The sequence below is a fragment of the Kitasatospora sp. NPDC001527 genome, from assembly GCF_040298605.1.
Lineage (GTDB): Bacteria > Actinomycetota > Actinomycetes > Streptomycetales > Streptomycetaceae > Kitasatospora.
Genome location: NZ_JBEPAM010000005.1, coordinates 52,160 through 68,629, shown reverse-complemented (window position 1 = coordinate 68,629; position 16,470 = coordinate 52,160). Strand labels below are relative to the sequence as shown.

Sequence of the window (16,470 nt, the reverse complement as noted above, 5' to 3'; positions counted from 1 at the left end):
CGTTTCGGGCGGCCGGCCGTCCCGTCACGGTAGTGGATCGGCCCGGGATGCGGCCTGCCCCGTGTTCCCGGCCTCGCGGGCGATCTCGGCCCGGAAGCCCTCGATCAGCACCCGCAGGCCGTACTCGAAGTCCGCGTCGTGGTCGGTCATCCGCAGCACGTCGGCCGCCTCGCGCAGCAGCGGGAGGTCGCGCAGCGCCTCGTCCGGGAAGGGCGCGCCGCCCTGCCCGCGCGGCCGGCCTGGAGCTGCTGATCGGCGCCGCCGGGCCCGCGCTCGGCGACCGGCGGGCCGGTGGCCTGGCCGCCCGCTACGGGCTGCGGGCCGCGCTGCGCACCGGCGGGCTGGCCTGCCTGGTGAGCGGCGGGGTGCTGGCCGCCGCGCTGCCGGCGCTCTGGCGCTACGACGACCGCACCGACCCGCACGTCGCGCAGGTGCGGTCGGCGCGGGCCGCGGCGGGCCCGGTCCGGTGACGACGGCGGGGCGCGACGGGATGACGGACCATCTGAATGACGGGCGGGCGGAATGACGGGTCGGCGGGCCGGTCAGGGCTGGGCGAGGCGCTGGTAGAGACCGCCGATCCGGTCCGCGTCGGCGATCAGCGGCAGGGTGTCGAAGAACAGCTCCCACTCGCCCCGGGGACCGAAACGCTCGACGATGCCGAAGGACACCTCCGTGCCCTTCCCGGTCACCGGGTCCTTGCTCCACTCGGGGACGGCCGTGCCGTGCCACTCCACGTAGGTCATGGTCCGGCCGAACGCCACCTGGCCGACCTCGAAGCGGACGTCGGCCTGTGCGAACAGGCGCCGCAGGTAGCCTGCCTTGCCCTCCGCGGTGGCCAGCGGCTCGGCCAGGCCGGGTCCGCTCAGACGGGCGCCGCCCGTCCGGCCGACCAGCGCGGCGGCGTCCTCGCCGTTCCAGGCGGCCAGCCGGGCGGTGATCTCCCCGGCCCGGAACGGCTCCGGGGCGGGCCGGCCCGCGGGCACGGCGGCCGTGGCCGGGTCGGCGATGCCGGCGAAGAGCGGCCGCAGCTCGGGGGCCACCGGCTCGAACAGCTCGTGGCGGTCGTAGTAGCGGCGGGCCTGCATGGTCCTGCCGTCGTCGGAGAGCACGTTCCGGGCGATCTGCGGGAAGGCGATCGGGTGGCCCTTGACGGTGGCCTCGTTCCACTGGCCGAACATCACCACCGCGCCGTCGGCGACCACTTCGGTGCCGCGGTAGCGGAAGTCCGGGACGAGGCCGAGGGTGCGGGTGATCGAGGTGCCGATGGTGGTCAGCCCGCGCTGCGGGGCGCCGCCGGCCTCCCAGAGGGTGGCCTCGTCGTCGAAGATGGCCTGGTAGGCGCGGACCCGGGGGTGGGTGAGGTCGCCGGGCACCGGCGGGGTGCCGGTCGGGGTCTCGCCGAAGGCGAGCTGGCGCCCGAGGAAGGCGCAGGCGTTGGGGGTGAGCCGGCCCTCCAGCCGCTCCAGCCGGTCCTGGACGTCGGCGCACTCGGCGATCACGCCCGCGCCGTCGCCGCGCCCGCCGTCGGCACCGGCACCGGCCTCCGTCGTGGCACCGGTCGCGGTGGTGACCGCGCCGAAGGCCACCGCGGCGGCCGTCGCCGCGGCGAACAGCGTGGTGCGGACACCGCGTTCCGGTCGGCGGGCGAACTGCCGGAGCTTCGTCATGTCGATCCCCTTCCAAGGCTTCAGCACCAGGTCGGAGGGTGTCCCCGGCCCGTGGTGATCACCCTGCCGGACCGGTTCGGGGGCGTCGACTACCTCGGAGGTCATGCTTCCGGCGGGCGGTCGGCCCACGCGGCGGCCGACCGGGCACGGCGGCCCCGGACGGGCGGGAGCCCGGTCCCCGTGGGGGTGGGGACCGGGCGGTTCGGGGGCGGCGCGAGGCCAGGGTCAACCCCGGCCGGCCGACTTCTGGGTGCGCCGGGAGACCGAGTCCAGCACCACGGCGGCCAGCAGCACCGCACCGGTGATCATGTATTGGATGGCCTGGGCGGCGTGCACCATGTCCAGCCCGGTGGTGATCGACTGGATCACCAGCATGCCGAGCAGCGCCGACCAGGTGCTGCCCCGGCCGCCGAACAGGCTGGTCCCGCCGATGACGGCGGCGGCGATCGCGCTCATCAGCACGTTGCCGCCACCGAGCAGCTTGTCCGCCGACCCCTGCTGCGAGGCGATGAACAGGCCGCCGAGGCCCGCCAGCGCGGCGGAGACGACGAACACCGAGATCCGTACCCGGGCCACGTTGATGCCGGCCCGGCGGGCGGCCTCGACGCCGCCGCCGACCGCGAAGACCTGTCGGCCCCAGGAGGTGCGGCGGAGCACGAAGTCGGTGACCACGACGACGCCGAGCAGCACCACCAGCGGCAGCGGCAGCCCGCTGTCCTGGTTGAGCGTCCAGGCGCCGGCAAGAGCGACCACGGCCAGCGCCCCGGTGCGCAGCGCGATCTCGCCGGGCGGGCGGGCCGGCAGCCCGGCGGCGGTGCGCCGGCGGGCGGTGATCAGCTGGGCGGCGAGGAAGCCGCCGACGGAGAGGACGGCGAGCAGCCAGGCGAAGGCGATGTCGCCGTCGCCCAGGAAGTGGTTGTCCAGGTGGGCGACGACGCCCTCGTTCAGGTTGTTGACGGTGCCGAGCCTGCCGAGCACGTAGTCCTGCAGCCCGCTCCAGGCGAGCATGCCGGCCAGGGTCACGACGAACGCGGGCACGCCGATCCGGGCGAAGAAGAAGCCGTGCAGGGCGCCCATCGCGGCGGCGGCGAGCAGGCCCAGCAGGAGGGCGAGCCACTCGTCGACGCCCTGCCGCACGGCGAGCACGGAGGTGATGGCGGCGCAGGCGCCGGCCACCGAGCCGAGCGAGAGGTCGATCTCGCCGAGCAGCAGGACGAAGACGACGCCGACCGAGATGAGGCCGTAGCCGGCGATCCACTTGGTGATGTTGGTCAGATTGTCGGCCTGGAGGAAGTGGCCGGTGACGCTCTGGAAGATGACGGCGATCAGGATCAGGCCGAGGACGACGGGCAGCGAGCCGAGGTCGCCGCTGCGGATCCGGCGCCGGAGGTCCTCGGCGTAACCGGCCGCGCCGCCGCGGCGGACCAGCAGCCGCGGGTCGGCGGCCGGGGCCGCGGCGTCCGCGGCGGGAGTGGTCTGACCGGTGCTCACTGGGCTTCCTCCGCGATGCGTGCCTGACGCCGGGTGACGGCGTTGTCGGTGGCGCCGGTGATGGCGGAGATGATCTCCTCGGACGAGGTGCCGGCGACCGGGAACACCCCGTTGTTGCGGCCGAGCCGCAGGACGGCGACGGTGTCGGCGACGGCGCGGACGTCCGCCAGGTTGTGGCTGATGAGGATGACACCGAGGCCTCGCTCGCGCAGCCGCTCGACGAGGTCCAGGACCTGTGCGGTCTGCTCGACGCCGAGTGCGGCGGTCGGCTCGTCGAGGACGACGATCCGCGGGTCGCCGACCAGAGCGCGGGCGATGGCGACGACCTGGCGCTGTCCCCCGGACAGCGCGGCGACCGGGATCCGCACACTGGGGATGCGGATCGACAGGGTGTCCAGGAGTTCCTTGGCGCGCCGCTCCATGGCGACCTCGTCCAGGGTTGCGCGGCGGCGCAGCTCCCGGCCGAGGAAGAGGTTGGCGACGACGTCGAGGTTGTCGCAGAGCGCGAGGTCCTGGTAGACGGTGGCGATGCCGAGCGCCTGGGCGTCCTGGGGGCGGCCGATCCGCACCGGGCGGCCCTCCCAGGTGATCGCGCCCTCGTCGACGGGGTGGACGCCGGCGATCGTCTTGACCAGGGTGGACTTGCCGGCGCCGTTGTCGCCGACCAGGGCGAGGACCTCGCCGGCGTGGACGTCGAGGTCGACGGCGGTGAGGGCCTGGACGGCGCCGAAGCGCTTGGAGACCGCGCGCAGCGCGAGTACGGGTGCGCCTGTCACGTGAACCATCTCCTGCGGGGGTGTGCGGGGCGGGGAGGGAGGGGGCGCTCGCGGGCGAACCCGGCCGGGGCGGGGCCGGGAGGGACGGGGCGGCGCGGGGCGGGTGAACGGCCGTCGGGCCGACCGGCCCCGGCCGTCGGTCACTTGAGCGCGGCGGTCACTTGAGCGCGCCGGTCACTTGAGCGCGCCGGTCACTGTGCGGCCGACCGTCACTTGAGGCCGGCGGCGGCGCAGGCCGCGGCGTAGTCGGCGGTGCAGATCTCGGCGACCTTGTAGAGGCCGTCGGCGACGACGGTGCCGTTGATGTCGGCCTTGGTGACGACCTTCGGCTCCAGCAGCTTGGCCGGGATGCCCTGGTCGGTGGCGCTGTCCACGCTGCCGGTGGCGACGCCCTTGACGTCCTGGCCCCGCAGCAGGTTGACGGCCAGTTCGGCGGCGCTCTCGGCGAGCGGCTTGTACGCCTTGTAGATGGTGTAGGCCTGGTCGCCGGCGACGATGCGCTGGATCGCGTCGAGGCCGGCGTCCTGGCCGCCGACCGGGACGCTGATCCCCGCGGCCTTGAGCTGGGTGATGATCGCACCGGCCATGCCGTCGTTGGCGGAGTAGACGGCCTGGAAGCCGTCCTTGCCGAGCTGGGTGATGGCCGCACCGGCCTTCTGGCCGGCGACGGTGGGCTTCCACTCGCCGGACTGCTCGTAGACCACCTTCTTGATCCGGCCGTCGAGGACCTTGTGGGCGCCGGACTTGAAGAGCGCGGCGTTCGGGTCGGCCTCGTCGCCGTTGATCATCACGATGTTCGCCTCGGCGGCCTCGGCGCCGAGCGCGTCCAGCAGGGCCTGGCCCTGGAGTTCGCCGACCTTCTCGTTGTCGAACGAGACGTAGGCGGAGACCGGGCCGGTCGCCAGGCGGTCGTAGGCGATGACCTTGACGCCCTTGCCCGCCGCCTCCTTGACCCACGCCTGGGTGGATTTGGCGTCGAAGGCGTCGAGCACGATCACCTTGACGCCCTCCGCGATCAGGGTGTCGAACTGCTGCTTCTGCTTGGCCGCGCTGCCCTCGGCGTTGCTGTAGCGGACCTTGCAGTCCGGGCAGAGCGAGGCGACCCTGGCCTCGATGAACGGGCGGTCGAAGGACTCGTAGCGGCTGGAGGAGGCGTTCTCCGGCAGCAGCAGGCCGATGGCCTTGGTGTCCCCGGAGCCCGCGGTGTCCTGCTTGTCGCCGCCCGCCTTGCCGCAGGCGGCCAGGGACAGGGCGAGGGAGAGTGCGGCGGTGCCGACGAGGACGCGACGCGTCGTTGCGTTCATGGGAACCCTCCTTGACAGGGCCGCACCAAAGCGGCGAGGTGGCAGGAGTTAACCCGGACATGTCATGCACCGTCAAGAAGTAAATCCAAGCTCGGGACAATCCCGGCTCGTTCGTTACCTTCGTGAACTCCCCATGGGCGCCCGCCCACCCCGGAAATCCGGCGAATCCTTCGAGTCGCATCCCCACGAGCGGGCGCCGGCAACCCTCTTGACGGGATCAGGGCGAACACGATCACGTGTTCAAGTCTTTGATCATCCGTCGGCCCGGCCGGCCGCCATCGGCGCGCGGCCGACCAGGGCGGACGCACGGAAGGAACGGGAGTCGGTGATCCCGGCGCACTTCGCCGGGTCGGGCGCCGCCGAGGTGCGGCGGGCCGGGACCGGCTTCACGGTGACCCGCCGGGCGGCCTGAGCCGCCCGAGCCCGACCGGACCGCCGGGGCGGCACCCCCGTGACCTCCCCGGCGGCCGGGCCGGCGGTGACCGGCCCGCTCAGCCGGCCCGCACGGCGTCCACCCAGCGGGCGAGGTCCTGCTCGGCGAGTTCCGGGTGGGCCAGCAACCGCTCGCGCACCGCCGTGAGCACCGGCCCGCCGCCCGCCAGCGCGAGGTCCTTGGCCGCCAGCCGCACCGGGAAGTCCGCGTCGGTCGCCCGCGCCCGCCCGACCACCCCGCCCAGCGGACCGCCGGCCAGCGCGCCGAACGCCAACTCCTCCGGCAGGCCCAGCGATCGCGCCAGCGCCAGCGCCTCGGCCACCACCGCCACGCCCCCGATCACCGCGCCGATCACCACCAGCTTGAGCGCCGCGCCCGAGCCGGGCCCGCCGCAGTCGACCACCGTGCCGAGCCGCTCCAGCACCGGTCGCACCCGCCCGACGTCCACCGGCTCGCCACCCGCCAGCACCGTCAGCCCGCCGGACGCCGCCGGGCCGACGCTGCCCAGCACCGGGGCGTCCACCAGCCCGACCCCGTCCGGAAGTCGCCGCCGGACCTCGGCGACGGCGCCGGGCCCCACCGAGGACATCTCGACCCACACCGTGCCGGGCACCAGCTCGCCGGCGAACCGGCGCGCGACGGCCGCCAGCGCCGCCGGGTCGGACAGCATCGTGATCACCACGCCCGCGCCGCGCACCGCCGCCGCCGGATCGGCGGCCCCCGGCAGTTCTTCCGCCCGGCCCGGCGTCCGGTTCCACACCGTCAGCGCGTGGCCGGCGGACGCGAGTCGGCGGGCCATCGGGAGCCCCATCCGGCCGAGGCCGAGAAATGCGATCTTCTCCATGGCCTCCACGCTAGGAATCCCGGAGCCAGGCGACAAGCGAATGTCTCGCATGCTATCCATGCGGGATGGACATGGCCTGGCTCGACGTCTTCCGCACCACCGCCCGCCTGGGCTCGTTCACCGCCGCCGGGGAGCACCTCGGCTTCACCCAGTCCGCGATATCCCGCCAGATCGCCGCCCTGGAGGCCGAGTTCGGCGCCCAGCTGTTCGACCGCCTGGCGCGCGGGGTGCGGCTCACCGAGCACGGCCGCACCCTGCTGCCGCACGCCGAGGCGATGCTGGACCGGCTGGACGGCAGCCGCCAGGAGCTGGCGGCGCTCACCGAGCTGGGCCTGGGCCGGCTGCGGGTCGGCGCCTTCGACAGCGCCAACGCCGCGCTCCTGCCGGCCGCACTGGCGGCGTTCCGCACCGCCCACCCGGGCATCGGGATCGCGCTCACCGAGGGACTCTCGGCGGACCTGCTGGAGCGGCTGCGCGACGGCGCGATCGACCTCGCGGTGGTCGCCGCCTACCCCGGACACCCCTACGACACCGAGCAGTTCGAGCTGCGGCCGCTGGTCGAGGACCCGGTGCTGGTGGCCCTCCCGCCGGACCACCCGCTGGCCGCCCGCGACCGGCTGCGGCTCGCCGAACTCGCCGACGAGCCCTGGATCGCGGCCAGCCGCCACCCCGAGTCCACCCTGCTCGCGGCCTGTGTGCGCAGCGGCTTCCGGCCCCGGATCGCCTACGAGGTCGCCGCCTGGACGGCCAAACTCGGCCTGGTCGCCGCCGGTTTCGGAGCCACTTTGATCCCCGCCATGGCCGCCCGCGCGACCCGCCCGGACGTCGCCCTCGTCCCCCTGCACCCGGAGGACACGCCCGTGCGCGTCGTGCGCACCGCCACCCTGCGCGGCCGCTCGGCCCCGCCCGCCGTGACCGCCTTCCTCACCCACCTGACGGCGGCCGCCACCGCCCCGCCCCGGCCCTGACCCCGCCCTAATCCCGCCCCGATCCGGTCCTGGTCCGGGCCGCAGCAGTGCGGACAACGGCGGAACCGGCGGGAAGCGATCCCCGAACGGGCACTCAAACCATCTGCGGCTTGCGGGAGTTGGCCGGACGCGGTTCGCTGATCCGGCCGCCCCGGAGCGCTGGCCCCTCTCCGCCCGCCAAGGAGTCCCCGTGTCCCACGACCGCGCCCTCGTCTCCCGCCGCGCCCTGCTCGCCCTGCCGCCCGCCCTCGCCCTGCTCGCCGCCCTGCCCGGGACGGCCGGCGCCACCCGGCCGGGCACCGCGGGCACCGCCCTCGGCTGGGGGTTCAACGGCTACGGCCAGCTCGGCGACGGCACCTCCGTCAACCGCGCCACGCCCACCGCCACCGCCCTGCCCGCCGGAGTGACGCTCACCGCCCTCTCCGTGGGCTTCCTGCACACCCTCGCCATCGACTCCCACGGCACCCCGTACTCCTGGGGCTACAACGACGCCGGCCAGCTGGGCACCGGGACGCTCACCGGCCGCCTCGCGCCCGGGACGGTCCCGCTGCCCGCCGGGGTCACCGCCCGGGCGGTCTCGGCGGGCGAGCGGCACAGCCTGGTCGCCGGCTCCGACGGCGGCGTCTACGTGTTCGGCGCCAACGGCGCGGGCCAGCTGGGCGACGGCACCCTCGCCGCCGGCCGCTCACCGAAGCGGATCGCCCTGCCGGGCGGCGTGGCCGCCGTGGACGTGACCGCCGGCAACTCGCACAGCGCGGCGATCGGCGCGGACGGCGTCGTGTACACCTGGGGAAGCCTCAGGACCGGCGTCCTGGGCCGGACCGGCGACAACAAGGTCCCGGGGCCGGTGGTGCACTCCGACGGCGTCACCCCGTTCACGGCGTCCTCGCTCGCCGCCGGTTCGGAGCACACCCTGGCGATCTCCGGGGGCCGGGCCTACGCCTGGGGTCTGAACGTGGCCGGTCAGCTGGGCGACAACACCACCGAGACCCGCACCTCGCCGGTACCGGTGTGGGATCTCGCCAACGACATCCGCCAGGTGGCGGCCGGCTACCGGCACAGCCTGGCGGTGACGACGGCCGGAGCCCTCTACACCTGGGGGAACAACTTCGCGGGCCAGCTCGGCAACGGCTACAGCACGCAGCAGGGCCCCGGCCGGGAGATGACCTGGCACCGGCCGGGGCCGATCTGGGCCGAGGACCTGACGGCCGTCGCCTCGGTCGCCGGCGGCATGCACCACAGCGCGGCGGCGACCGTCACCGGGAAGGCCTTCTCCTGGGGCCGCAACATCTACGGGGAGGCGGGCACCGGCACCACCAGCGACCCGCACCTGCTGCCGGTCCCGGTCGCCCTCCCGATCGGCCGCAAGGCCACCGTGGTGGCGGCCTGCAACGACGCGACCCTGGCGATCACCGTGCCGTAGCACCCGGACCAGTGCGGCTACGACGGCGGCTGTGGGCCAGCAGAACGGCGGCCGTGGCCGCGTGGGTGCGCAGCAGGCCGACGGTGCGCCGGTGGCCGTCGGGCAGGAACGGCAGCGCCGGCGGAGCCGACTCTCGTCGCCCGGTACCTGAGCCGCTGTGGGGACCTCGCAGCGTCCGTCGAACCGGGGCGGTTGGCACTCGACGGCCTGGCCCGCGTCCTTGGATCCGATCATCCGTCCACGCTCACCGCCGTGGTCGCCCTCGCCGGAGCGCATGCGCGGGCGCGGCGGACCGGTCGTGCGGAGGAGCTGGATCGGGCCGCCCTGCACGGGTTCATCGGGCTCTACGGCACCGCGCACCCGGACGTGCTCGCCTGCCGGTCCAACCTGGCCGTCACCCTGCACGACCCGGGCCGGTACGGCGAGTCCGCGGAACTTCGCGAGGACGCGCTGCGGGGTTTCACCGGGCTCCTCGGCGAGGACCACCCCGACACGGTCGCCGTCCGCGGCTGGCGGCGCGTCGAGCGGGACCCGGAGCCGCAGGCCTCCTGACCGGGACGTGCCCGGGACACCCGGGACCGGAACGCCTCCCGGCCCGGGCGGAAACGAGGGCCGGGTAGCGGCCGTCGCCCCAGGCGGTCGGGACACCGGGCGGCCGACCTTGGGAGTCACGCCCGGTCGGCGCACCGGGCGGCCGTATCGGCCCGACCTCAGGGAACCCCCTCATGACCGCAGAGTCCGTCCTGTCCGCCGTCCTCCTCGACGCCCGCCGCTCCCTCTGCCTGCCCGACCTCCTCCGCGCCCAGGCCGCCGCCCGGCCCGACGCCACCGCCGTGACCGGCGAGGGCGGCCGGCTCACCTTCGGCGGGCTCGACGCGGCCGCCGACGCGCTCGCGGCGCAGCTGTACCGGCTGGGGGTGGCCACCGACGACTGCGTCGGCCTGTACACCGAGCCGTCCCTGGAGCTGATGACCGGGGCCTGGGGCATCCTGCACGCGGGCGCCGCCTACCTGCCGCTGTCCCCGGAGTACCCGCAGGAGCGGATCCGCTGGATGATCGAGTCCAGCGGCACCCGGGTGATCGTCACGCAGGAGCACCTGCGGGCCCGGCTGGCCGAGCTGGTCCCGCCGGGCACCCGGATCGTCACCTCGGCCGACCTGCCGGACGCCGCGGAGGACCCCGATCACCCCGATCACCCCGGCCACCCCGGGGCGCACCCGATCCCGCACCAGGGGCACGGCCCCACCGCCCCGGCCCCGGATTCGCTGGCGTACGTCATCTACACCTCCGGCAGCACCGGCCGCCCCAAGGGCGTGATGATCGAGCACCACAGCATCGTCTCCCAGCTGCGCTGGCTGGCCGACGCCGGGCACCTCGGCCCGGACGCCGTCGTCCTGCAGAAGACGCCGATGAGCTTCGACGCGGCCCAGTGGGAGATCCTGGCGCCCGCCGCCGGCGCGCGGGTGGTGATGGGCGCGCCGGGCGTCTACCGCGACCCTGAGGCGCTGGTCGACACCGTGCTCGCGCACGGGGTGACCACCCTGCAGTGCGTGCCCACCCTGCTCCAGGCGCTGCTGGACACCGAGCGGCTGGTGGACTGCACGACCGTGCGCGGCATCTACTCCGGCGGCGAGGCGCTGTCGGTGCGCCTGGCCCGGGCGCTGACGGCCGCGCTGCCGGACGCCGCGCTGGTCAACCTCTACGGCCCGACCGAGTGCACGATCAACGCGACCGCCCACCGGGTGGACCCGCGGGCGCTCGGCGACGGGGCCGGTTCGGTGCCGATCGGCGTACCGGTGGACCGCACCCGCTGCTTCGTGCTGGACGAGCAGCTGGCGCCGGTGGAGGTCGGGGCGACCGGCGAGCTGTACATCGGCGGCGTCCAGCTGGCCCGGGGCTACCTCAACCGGCCGGACCTGACGGCGGAGCGGTTCGTCGCCTCGCCGCACCTGCCGGGCGAGCGGCTGTACCGCACCGGCGACCTCGCGCAGTGGAACCCGGACGGCACGCTGCAGTGCTCGGGCCGGGTGGACAACCAGGTCAAGCTGCGCGGCTACCGGGTGGAGCTGGACGAGATCGCGCTGGCGATCGAGGAGCACACCTGGGTGCGCCGGGCGGCCGCCGTGGTCACCGACGACGCGCGGACGGGGCACCGGAACCTGGTGGCCTGCGTGGAGCTGAACCCGAAGGAGGCCGCCCTGATGGACCAGGGCAACCACGGCGGCCACCACCAGTCCAAGGCGAGCAAGCTCCAGGTGAAGGCGCAGCTGTCCAACCCGGGCGTGCGCACGGCGGCCGAGCTGGCCGGGCGGCCGGTGGTGGAGCTGCCGGGACGCCGGGAGACCGGGCGCCAGCGCCGGGAGACGTTCGCCCGCAAGACCTACCGCTTCTTCGAGGGCGGTGCGGTGACCAGGGACGACCTGCTGGCGCTGCTCGCCGCCCCGCGCCCGGCGCCCGCGCCGGCGGGGCTGCGCGAGGAGGCCGTCACGCTCGCCGAACTCGGCCCGGTGCTGCGCTGGTTCGGGCAGTTCCACAGCCCTGAGCGGCTGCTGCCCAAGTACGCGTACGCCTCCCCCGGCGCGCTGTACGCGACCCAGCTGTACCTGGAGACGGACGGCTCGCACGGCCCGGCCGCGGGCGTCTACTACTACCACCCGGTGGACCACACCCTGGTCCGGGTCGGCGAGGCCGCCGGGGACGTTCCGCTGGCCGTGCACTTCCTGGGCCGGCGCGGCGCGATCGAGCCGGTGTACCGCAACAACATCCAGGAGGTGCTGGAGTTCGAGACCGGCCACATGCTGGGCGTGCTGGAGGAGGTGCTGCCGGAGTACGGGCTGGCGGTGCGTCCGCTGGGTCACGAGCCGGACGTGCAGCGGCGGCTGGACGTCGCCGAGGAGGACTACTACCTGGGCAGCTTCACGATCGTCCCGGACGACGGTCGGCCGCGCCGGGACGACACCGAGCTGTTCGTCCAGGCCCATCCGGGCGGGGTCGAGGGCCTGCCGGCCGGTCTGTACCGGTACGAGGGCGGCGAGCTGACCCGGATCTCGGACGCGGTGGTGGAGTCCCGGCACGTCATCGCGATCAACCAGCAGGTGTACCGGCGGGCGGCGTTCGGCGTCACGGCGGTGAGCCGGGCCGCCGAGGCGTGGCTGGAGTACATCGACCTCGGCACCCGGCTGCACCACCTGCAGCGCAACGCGCTGGGCTTCGGGTTCATGTCCTCGGGCTACAGCTCGAAGAGCGGCCACCCGCTGCCGTCCGCCCGGCGGATGGAGACGGTGCTGGCCGGGTGCGGGATCGCGGCCGGTCCGTCGTACTTCTTCCTCGGCGGGCGGGTGAGCGAGGAGCAGGTCCGCAGCGAGGGCATGCGGGAGGACGCCGTGCACATGAAGGGCCCGGCGGAGCTGATCAGGGACGAGCTGGCCGCGGTGCTGCCGGACTACATGGTGCCGAACCGGGTGCTGGTGCTGGACGAGCTGCCGCTGACCGCGAACGGGAAGGTGGACGCCAAGGCGCTGGCCGCCGCCGAGCGGGTCCGGGACGCCGGCACGGGCGCGCCGTTCGTGGCGCCGTCGACGCCGACCGAGCGCCGGCTGGCCGGGGTGTGGGCGGCGGCGCTGAAGTACGAGGCCGTCTCGGCGGCGGACGAGTTCTTCGCGGCGGGCGGCAACTCGCTGATCGCGGTGGCGCTGGTCAACCGGGTGAACCGGGAGTTCGGCACCCGGCTGCCGCTCCAGGTGCTGTTCGAGTGCCCGGGGCTGGCGGACCTGGCGGCGCGGATCGACGCCGCCCGGGCGGCCGGCGGGTCGGCGGGCGCGCCGGTGTCGCGGCTGGTGCCGCTGCACCGCGAGGGCGCCGGGGCGCCGGTGTTCTGCTGGCCGGGGCTGGGCGGCTACCCGATGAACCTGCGGCCGCTCGCCGGGCGCTCGGGCCGGCCGTTCTTCGGGGTGCAGTCGCACGGCATCAACCCCGGGGAGACGCCGTACCCGACGATCCGGGAGATGGCCGCCGCCGACCTGGCGGAGATCCGCCGGATCCGCCCGCACGGCCCGTACACCCTCTGGGGGTACTCCTTCGGCGCCCGGGTGGCCTTCGAGGCGGCCTGGCAGCTGGAGCGGGCCGGGGAGCGGGTGGCGGACCTGCTGCTGATCTGCCCGGGCAACCCGGAGCTGCGCCGCGCCGACGGGGAGCGGTACGGGCGCGAGTCCTCGTACCGCAACCCGGCGTACCTGACGATCCTGTACTCGGTGTTCGCCGGGTCGGTCCACGGGCCGGAGCTGGAGCGGTGCCTGGCCGAGGTGCGCGACGAGGACGGCTTCGCCGCGTTCGTCCACCGGCTGCTGCCGGACCTCGACGAGGAGCTGATCCGCCGGATCGCCCGGATCGTCGGGGAGACGTACGAGTTCGACTACAGCTTCCGCGAGCTGGCCGAGCGGCGGCTGTCGGCGCCGGTGACCGTCTTCAAGGCCACCGGTGACGACTACTCGTTCATCGAGGGCAGCTCGGGCTGGTCGGCGGCCGAGCCGGCGACGGTGCGGCTGGCCGGCGACCACTACGGCGTGCTGCGGGAGCCCGGCGTGGCGGAGCTGGCCGCGGCGATCGCCGCCGTGGCGCGGGACTGACCCGCCGTCCGGACCTCGTCCGCGCCGCCCGGGACCGCTCGTCAGCCCCCGGGCGGCGCGGGCGTCCCGTCACGGGTGCCGGTCCGGGCCAGGCGCCGGTCCCAGTCGGCCGCGAGGCCGGCCATCCAGCGCGCGGTGTCGTCCAGGGCCGCCGGGCGGACGGCGTAGCGCACCTCGCGGCCGGTCCGGTGGCCGGCGACCAGGCCGGCGGCGTCCAGCACCGCGAGGTGCTTGACCACGGCCTGCCGGGAGACCGGCAGCCGCCCGGCCAGGGTGGTCGCGGTGGCCTCGCCCCGGTCGGCGAGCAGGTCGAGCAGCCGGCGGCGGGTCGGGTCGGCGAGCGCGCCGAGCACACCGTCGACCGCCGTGCCGCCGGGGCCGGGGGGTGCCGTCGCGGTGTCGTTCACGGGCTGCTCCTCGGCCGTCCAGCAGTGGCAACCACATGGTTGCACTCAGCCGGGAGCAGGGGCAATCCGGCCCCCGGCCCGGGCGGTCGGCCCCACCACGCTCGGCCCCGCCTCCGCTCAGCCCCACCACTGCTCGGGGACGGCGGCGGGTTCGCGCCCGGGCTCCTCCGCCCCCTGCGGCACCCGCGGCGCGGGGCCGGCGGTGACGAGCAGTTCGTCCGGGCCCGGCTGCGCCACCCGGTAGCCGGACTCGCGCAGGACGGCGGCGACCGCGCCGGTGACCGCCGCCCGGATGCCCTCGGCGGGCGGCGGGTCGCCGGCCGCGCCCTCGGCGGGCGGCCAGCCGACCACCACCCCCTGCGGGCCCCGGTCGATCCGCAGGCCCGAGGGCCCGCGCCCGGTGTCGAAGCCGGCCCTGGCCAGGTCGGCTGTCACGTCCTCGAAGAGTTCCCGGTGTTCCACCATTGGCGCAGCGTAGGCCCGGCCCCGCACCCTCCTCGGGCGCGGCGCGCGCCGAAACGCTTCACCGCGCCGCCAACAGCACCCGAGCGCAGCATCGGGGCCGCGGCCGGACCCCGCGGCGGGGCGGCGGACCCCCGGACGGGCCGACACGAGCGGCCGGACGGGCCGATGGACGTGCACAGTCGGCGCGCTCCCGACAGCATGACAGAGTAAGCGCTCCATCACTTTGAGCAACGGGGCGGCGGGTCGCCGGATCCGCGCGCCGGCCTGCCCGGCACCCCCGTATCGAGAGGTCCGATGATCACATCACTCCAGCGGCCGGCCGTTTCGGGGCCGGGCGTCCAGGACGTACCGCGGCGGACGCCGGGGAGCCCGTCGTGAGAGCCGACCAGCAGCCGGGCCCGGGACCGGTCACCAGCACCCGCGCGGAGCCCGCCAACAAGGCCGAGGCGCTGGCCGACTGGACCGACGGACGGCTCGGCATCTACGCCCTGTCCAAGTCCAACCTGCGCAAGATCTTCCCGGACCACTGGTCCTTCATGCTGGGCGAGATCTGCCTCTACACCTTCATCATCATCATCCTGACCGGCGTCTGGCTGACCTTCTTCTTCATCCCGTCGATGGGCGAGGTGGTCTACGAGGGCAGCTACGTCCCGCTCAAGGGCATCCGGATGTCGGAGGCCTACGCCTCGACGCTGCACATCAGCTTCGAGATCCGCGGCGGTCTGCTGATCCGCCAGATCCACCACTGGGCCGCGATCGTCTTCGTGGCCGGCATGTTCGCGCACATGTTCCGGGTCTTCTTCACCGGCGCGTTCCGCAAGCCCCGCGAGCTCAACTGGCTGTTCGGCGCGGGCCTGCTGATCCTCGGCATGTTCGACGGCTTCATGGGCTACTCGCTGCCCGACGACCTGCTCTCCGGCACCGGCATCCGGTTCATGGAGGGCGCGGTCCTCGCCGTGCCGATCATCGGCTCGTACTTCGAGATGTTCGTCTTCGGTGGTCAGTTCCCGGGCTCGGTGATCATCCCGCGGCTCTTCACCGTGCACATCCTGCTGATCCCGGGCATCATGCTGGGCCTGCTGGTGGCCCACCTGATCCTGGTCTTCTACCACAAGCACACCCAGTTCGCCGGGCCCGGCCGCAGGAACGAGAACGTGGTCGGCATGCCGCTGATGCCGGTCTACATGGCCAAGGCGGGCGGCTTCTTCTTCCTGGTGTTCGGCGTGGTCGCGGCGATGGCCGCGATCGCCACCGTCAACCCGATCTGGGCGTACGGCCCGTACCGGCCCGACCAGGTGTCCACCGACGCCCAGCCGGACTGGTACATGGGCTTCTCGGAGGGCCTGATCCGGATCATGCCGGGCTGGGAGATCGGCCTGTGGGGCCACACGCTCGTGATGGGCGTGTTCGTACCGCTGATGATCTTCCCGCTGGTACTGGTGGCGATCTGGTCCTATCCGTTCCTGGAGGCCTGGATCACCGGGGACAAGCGCGAGCACCACATCGCCGACCGGCCGCGCAACGCGCCGGTGCGCACCGCCTTCGGCGCCGCCTGGATCTGCCTCTACCTGATCCTGCTCGCCGCCGGCGGCAACGACCTGCTCGCCACCCACTTCCACCTGTCGATCAACGCGATCACCATCGCGGCGCGGATCGGCTTCTTCGTCGGCCCGGTGATCGTCTTCGTGATCACCAAGCGCTGGTGCCTGGGCCTGCAGCGGCGGGACAAGGAGAAGGTGCTGCACGGGCGCGAGACCGGCGTCATCAAGCGGCTGCAGCACGGCGAGTTCATCGAGGTGCACGCGCCGCTGCCGCAGGAGCGGCTCTACACCCTCACCTCGCACGACCAGCCGCAGCCGGTCGTCCTGCCGCCCGAGGTGGACGAGAACGGGGTGGCCCGCAAGGTGTCGCTGTGGAAGCGCACCCGGGCCAAGCTCTCCCGCGGCTTCTACGGCGAGGGCGCCCAGATCGCCAAGCCGACCGCCGAGGAGCACCGGGAGGTCAGCAGCGGCCACGGCCACCACTGAGACCCGCGCACCGCGCGAACGGGCCCGCCGCGCACCCGAG

The 16,470-nt window shown here is 74.5% G+C and carries 13 protein-coding genes; 5 read left to right on the top strand and 8 right to left on the bottom strand.

Annotation, left to right across the window (positions count from 1 at the left end):
* Window positions 1–24: 24 nt before the first annotated feature.
* The 6 genes from ABT238_RS06950 to ABT238_RS06925 all read right to left on the bottom strand — a co-directional run bounded on the left by ABT238_RS06950 (window position 25) and on the right by ABT238_RS06925 (window position 6,515).
* Window positions 25–159 (bottom strand): hypothetical protein, encoded by a 135-nt coding sequence (locus ABT238_RS06950; protein ID WP_350559361.1) that lies wholly within the window; start codon window positions 157–159, stop codon window positions 25–27.
* Between the two features lie 383 nt (window positions 160–542).
* Window positions 543–1,667, bottom strand: a complete 1,125-nt coding sequence (locus ABT238_RS06945; RefSeq protein ID WP_350755880.1) for a hypothetical protein — start codon at window positions 1,665–1,667, stop codon at window positions 543–545.
* Window positions 1,668–1,892: 225 nt separating this feature from the next.
* Entirely contained in the window at window positions 1,893–3,158 is a 1,266-nt protein-coding gene (locus tag ABT238_RS06940) for a sugar ABC transporter permease (protein ID WP_350559355.1), read from the bottom strand.
* Window positions 3,155–3,943, bottom strand: coding sequence for an ATP-binding cassette domain-containing protein (locus ABT238_RS06935; protein WP_350559352.1), 789 nt, complete (start codon window positions 3,941–3,943; stop codon window positions 3,155–3,157). Before ABT238_RS06935 ends, ABT238_RS06940 begins: the two co-directional genes overlap by 4 nt.
* A gap of 200 nt (window positions 3,944–4,143) precedes the next feature.
* Window positions 4,144–5,238, bottom strand: a complete 1,095-nt coding sequence (locus tag ABT238_RS06930; protein WP_350755878.1) for a sugar ABC transporter substrate-binding protein — start codon at window positions 5,236–5,238, stop codon at window positions 4,144–4,146.
* 491 nt (window positions 5,239–5,729) lie between these two features.
* The gene (locus ABT238_RS06925) at window positions 5,730–6,515 is read right to left on the bottom strand and encodes an NAD(P)-dependent oxidoreductase (protein WP_350755876.1); all 786 of its coding nucleotides are present in this window, start codon (window positions 6,513–6,515) and stop codon (window positions 5,730–5,732) included.
* Between the two features lie 65 nt (window positions 6,516–6,580).
* Here ABT238_RS06925 and ABT238_RS06920 point away from each other — a divergent pair, with 65 nt between their 5' ends.
* From ABT238_RS06920 to ABT238_RS06905, 4 genes are all read left to right on the top strand, one after another.
* The gene (locus tag ABT238_RS06920; RefSeq protein ID WP_350559343.1) at window positions 6,581–7,483 is read left to right on the top strand and encodes a LysR family transcriptional regulator; all 903 of its coding nucleotides are present in this window, start codon (window positions 6,581–6,583) and stop codon (window positions 7,481–7,483) included.
* Window positions 7,484–7,673: 190 nt separating this feature from the next.
* A complete protein-coding gene (locus ABT238_RS06915) occupies window positions 7,674–8,906 on the top strand; it encodes an RCC1-like domain-containing protein (RefSeq protein WP_350755874.1) in 1,233 nt (410 codons plus the stop codon).
* A 147-nt stretch (window positions 8,907–9,053) separates the two neighbouring features.
* Window positions 9,054–9,458 carry a tetratricopeptide repeat protein gene (locus ABT238_RS06910; RefSeq protein ID WP_350560050.1) on the top strand — a complete coding sequence of 135 codons (405 nt, stop codon included), beginning with the start codon at window positions 9,054–9,056 and terminating at the stop codon, window positions 9,456–9,458.
* A 173-nt stretch (window positions 9,459–9,631) separates the two neighbouring features.
* The gene (locus ABT238_RS06905; protein ID WP_350755872.1) at window positions 9,632–13,531 is read left to right on the top strand and encodes a non-ribosomal peptide synthetase family protein; all 3,900 of its coding nucleotides are present in this window, start codon (window positions 9,632–9,634) and stop codon (window positions 13,529–13,531) included.
* A gap of 41 nt (window positions 13,532–13,572) precedes the next feature.
* Here ABT238_RS06905 and ABT238_RS06900 read toward each other — a convergent pair whose 3' ends face one another.
* Window positions 13,573–13,938, bottom strand: coding sequence for an ArsR/SmtB family transcription factor (locus ABT238_RS06900; protein WP_350559334.1), 366 nt, complete (start codon window positions 13,936–13,938; stop codon window positions 13,573–13,575).
* A gap of 117 nt (window positions 13,939–14,055) precedes the next feature.
* On the bottom strand, window positions 14,056–14,403 hold the full coding sequence (locus ABT238_RS06895; protein ID WP_350559331.1) for a hypothetical protein: 348 nt from the start codon (window positions 14,401–14,403) through the stop codon (window positions 14,056–14,058).
* A gap of 449 nt (window positions 14,404–14,852) precedes the next feature.
* Between ABT238_RS06895 and qcrB the strand changes: the two genes are divergently transcribed.
* On the top strand, window positions 14,853–16,430 hold the full coding sequence (qcrB, locus tag ABT238_RS06890; protein WP_350560048.1) for a cytochrome bc1 complex cytochrome b subunit: 1,578 nt from the start codon (window positions 14,853–14,855) through the stop codon (window positions 16,428–16,430).
* Window positions 16,431–16,470: the final 40 nt, after the last annotated feature.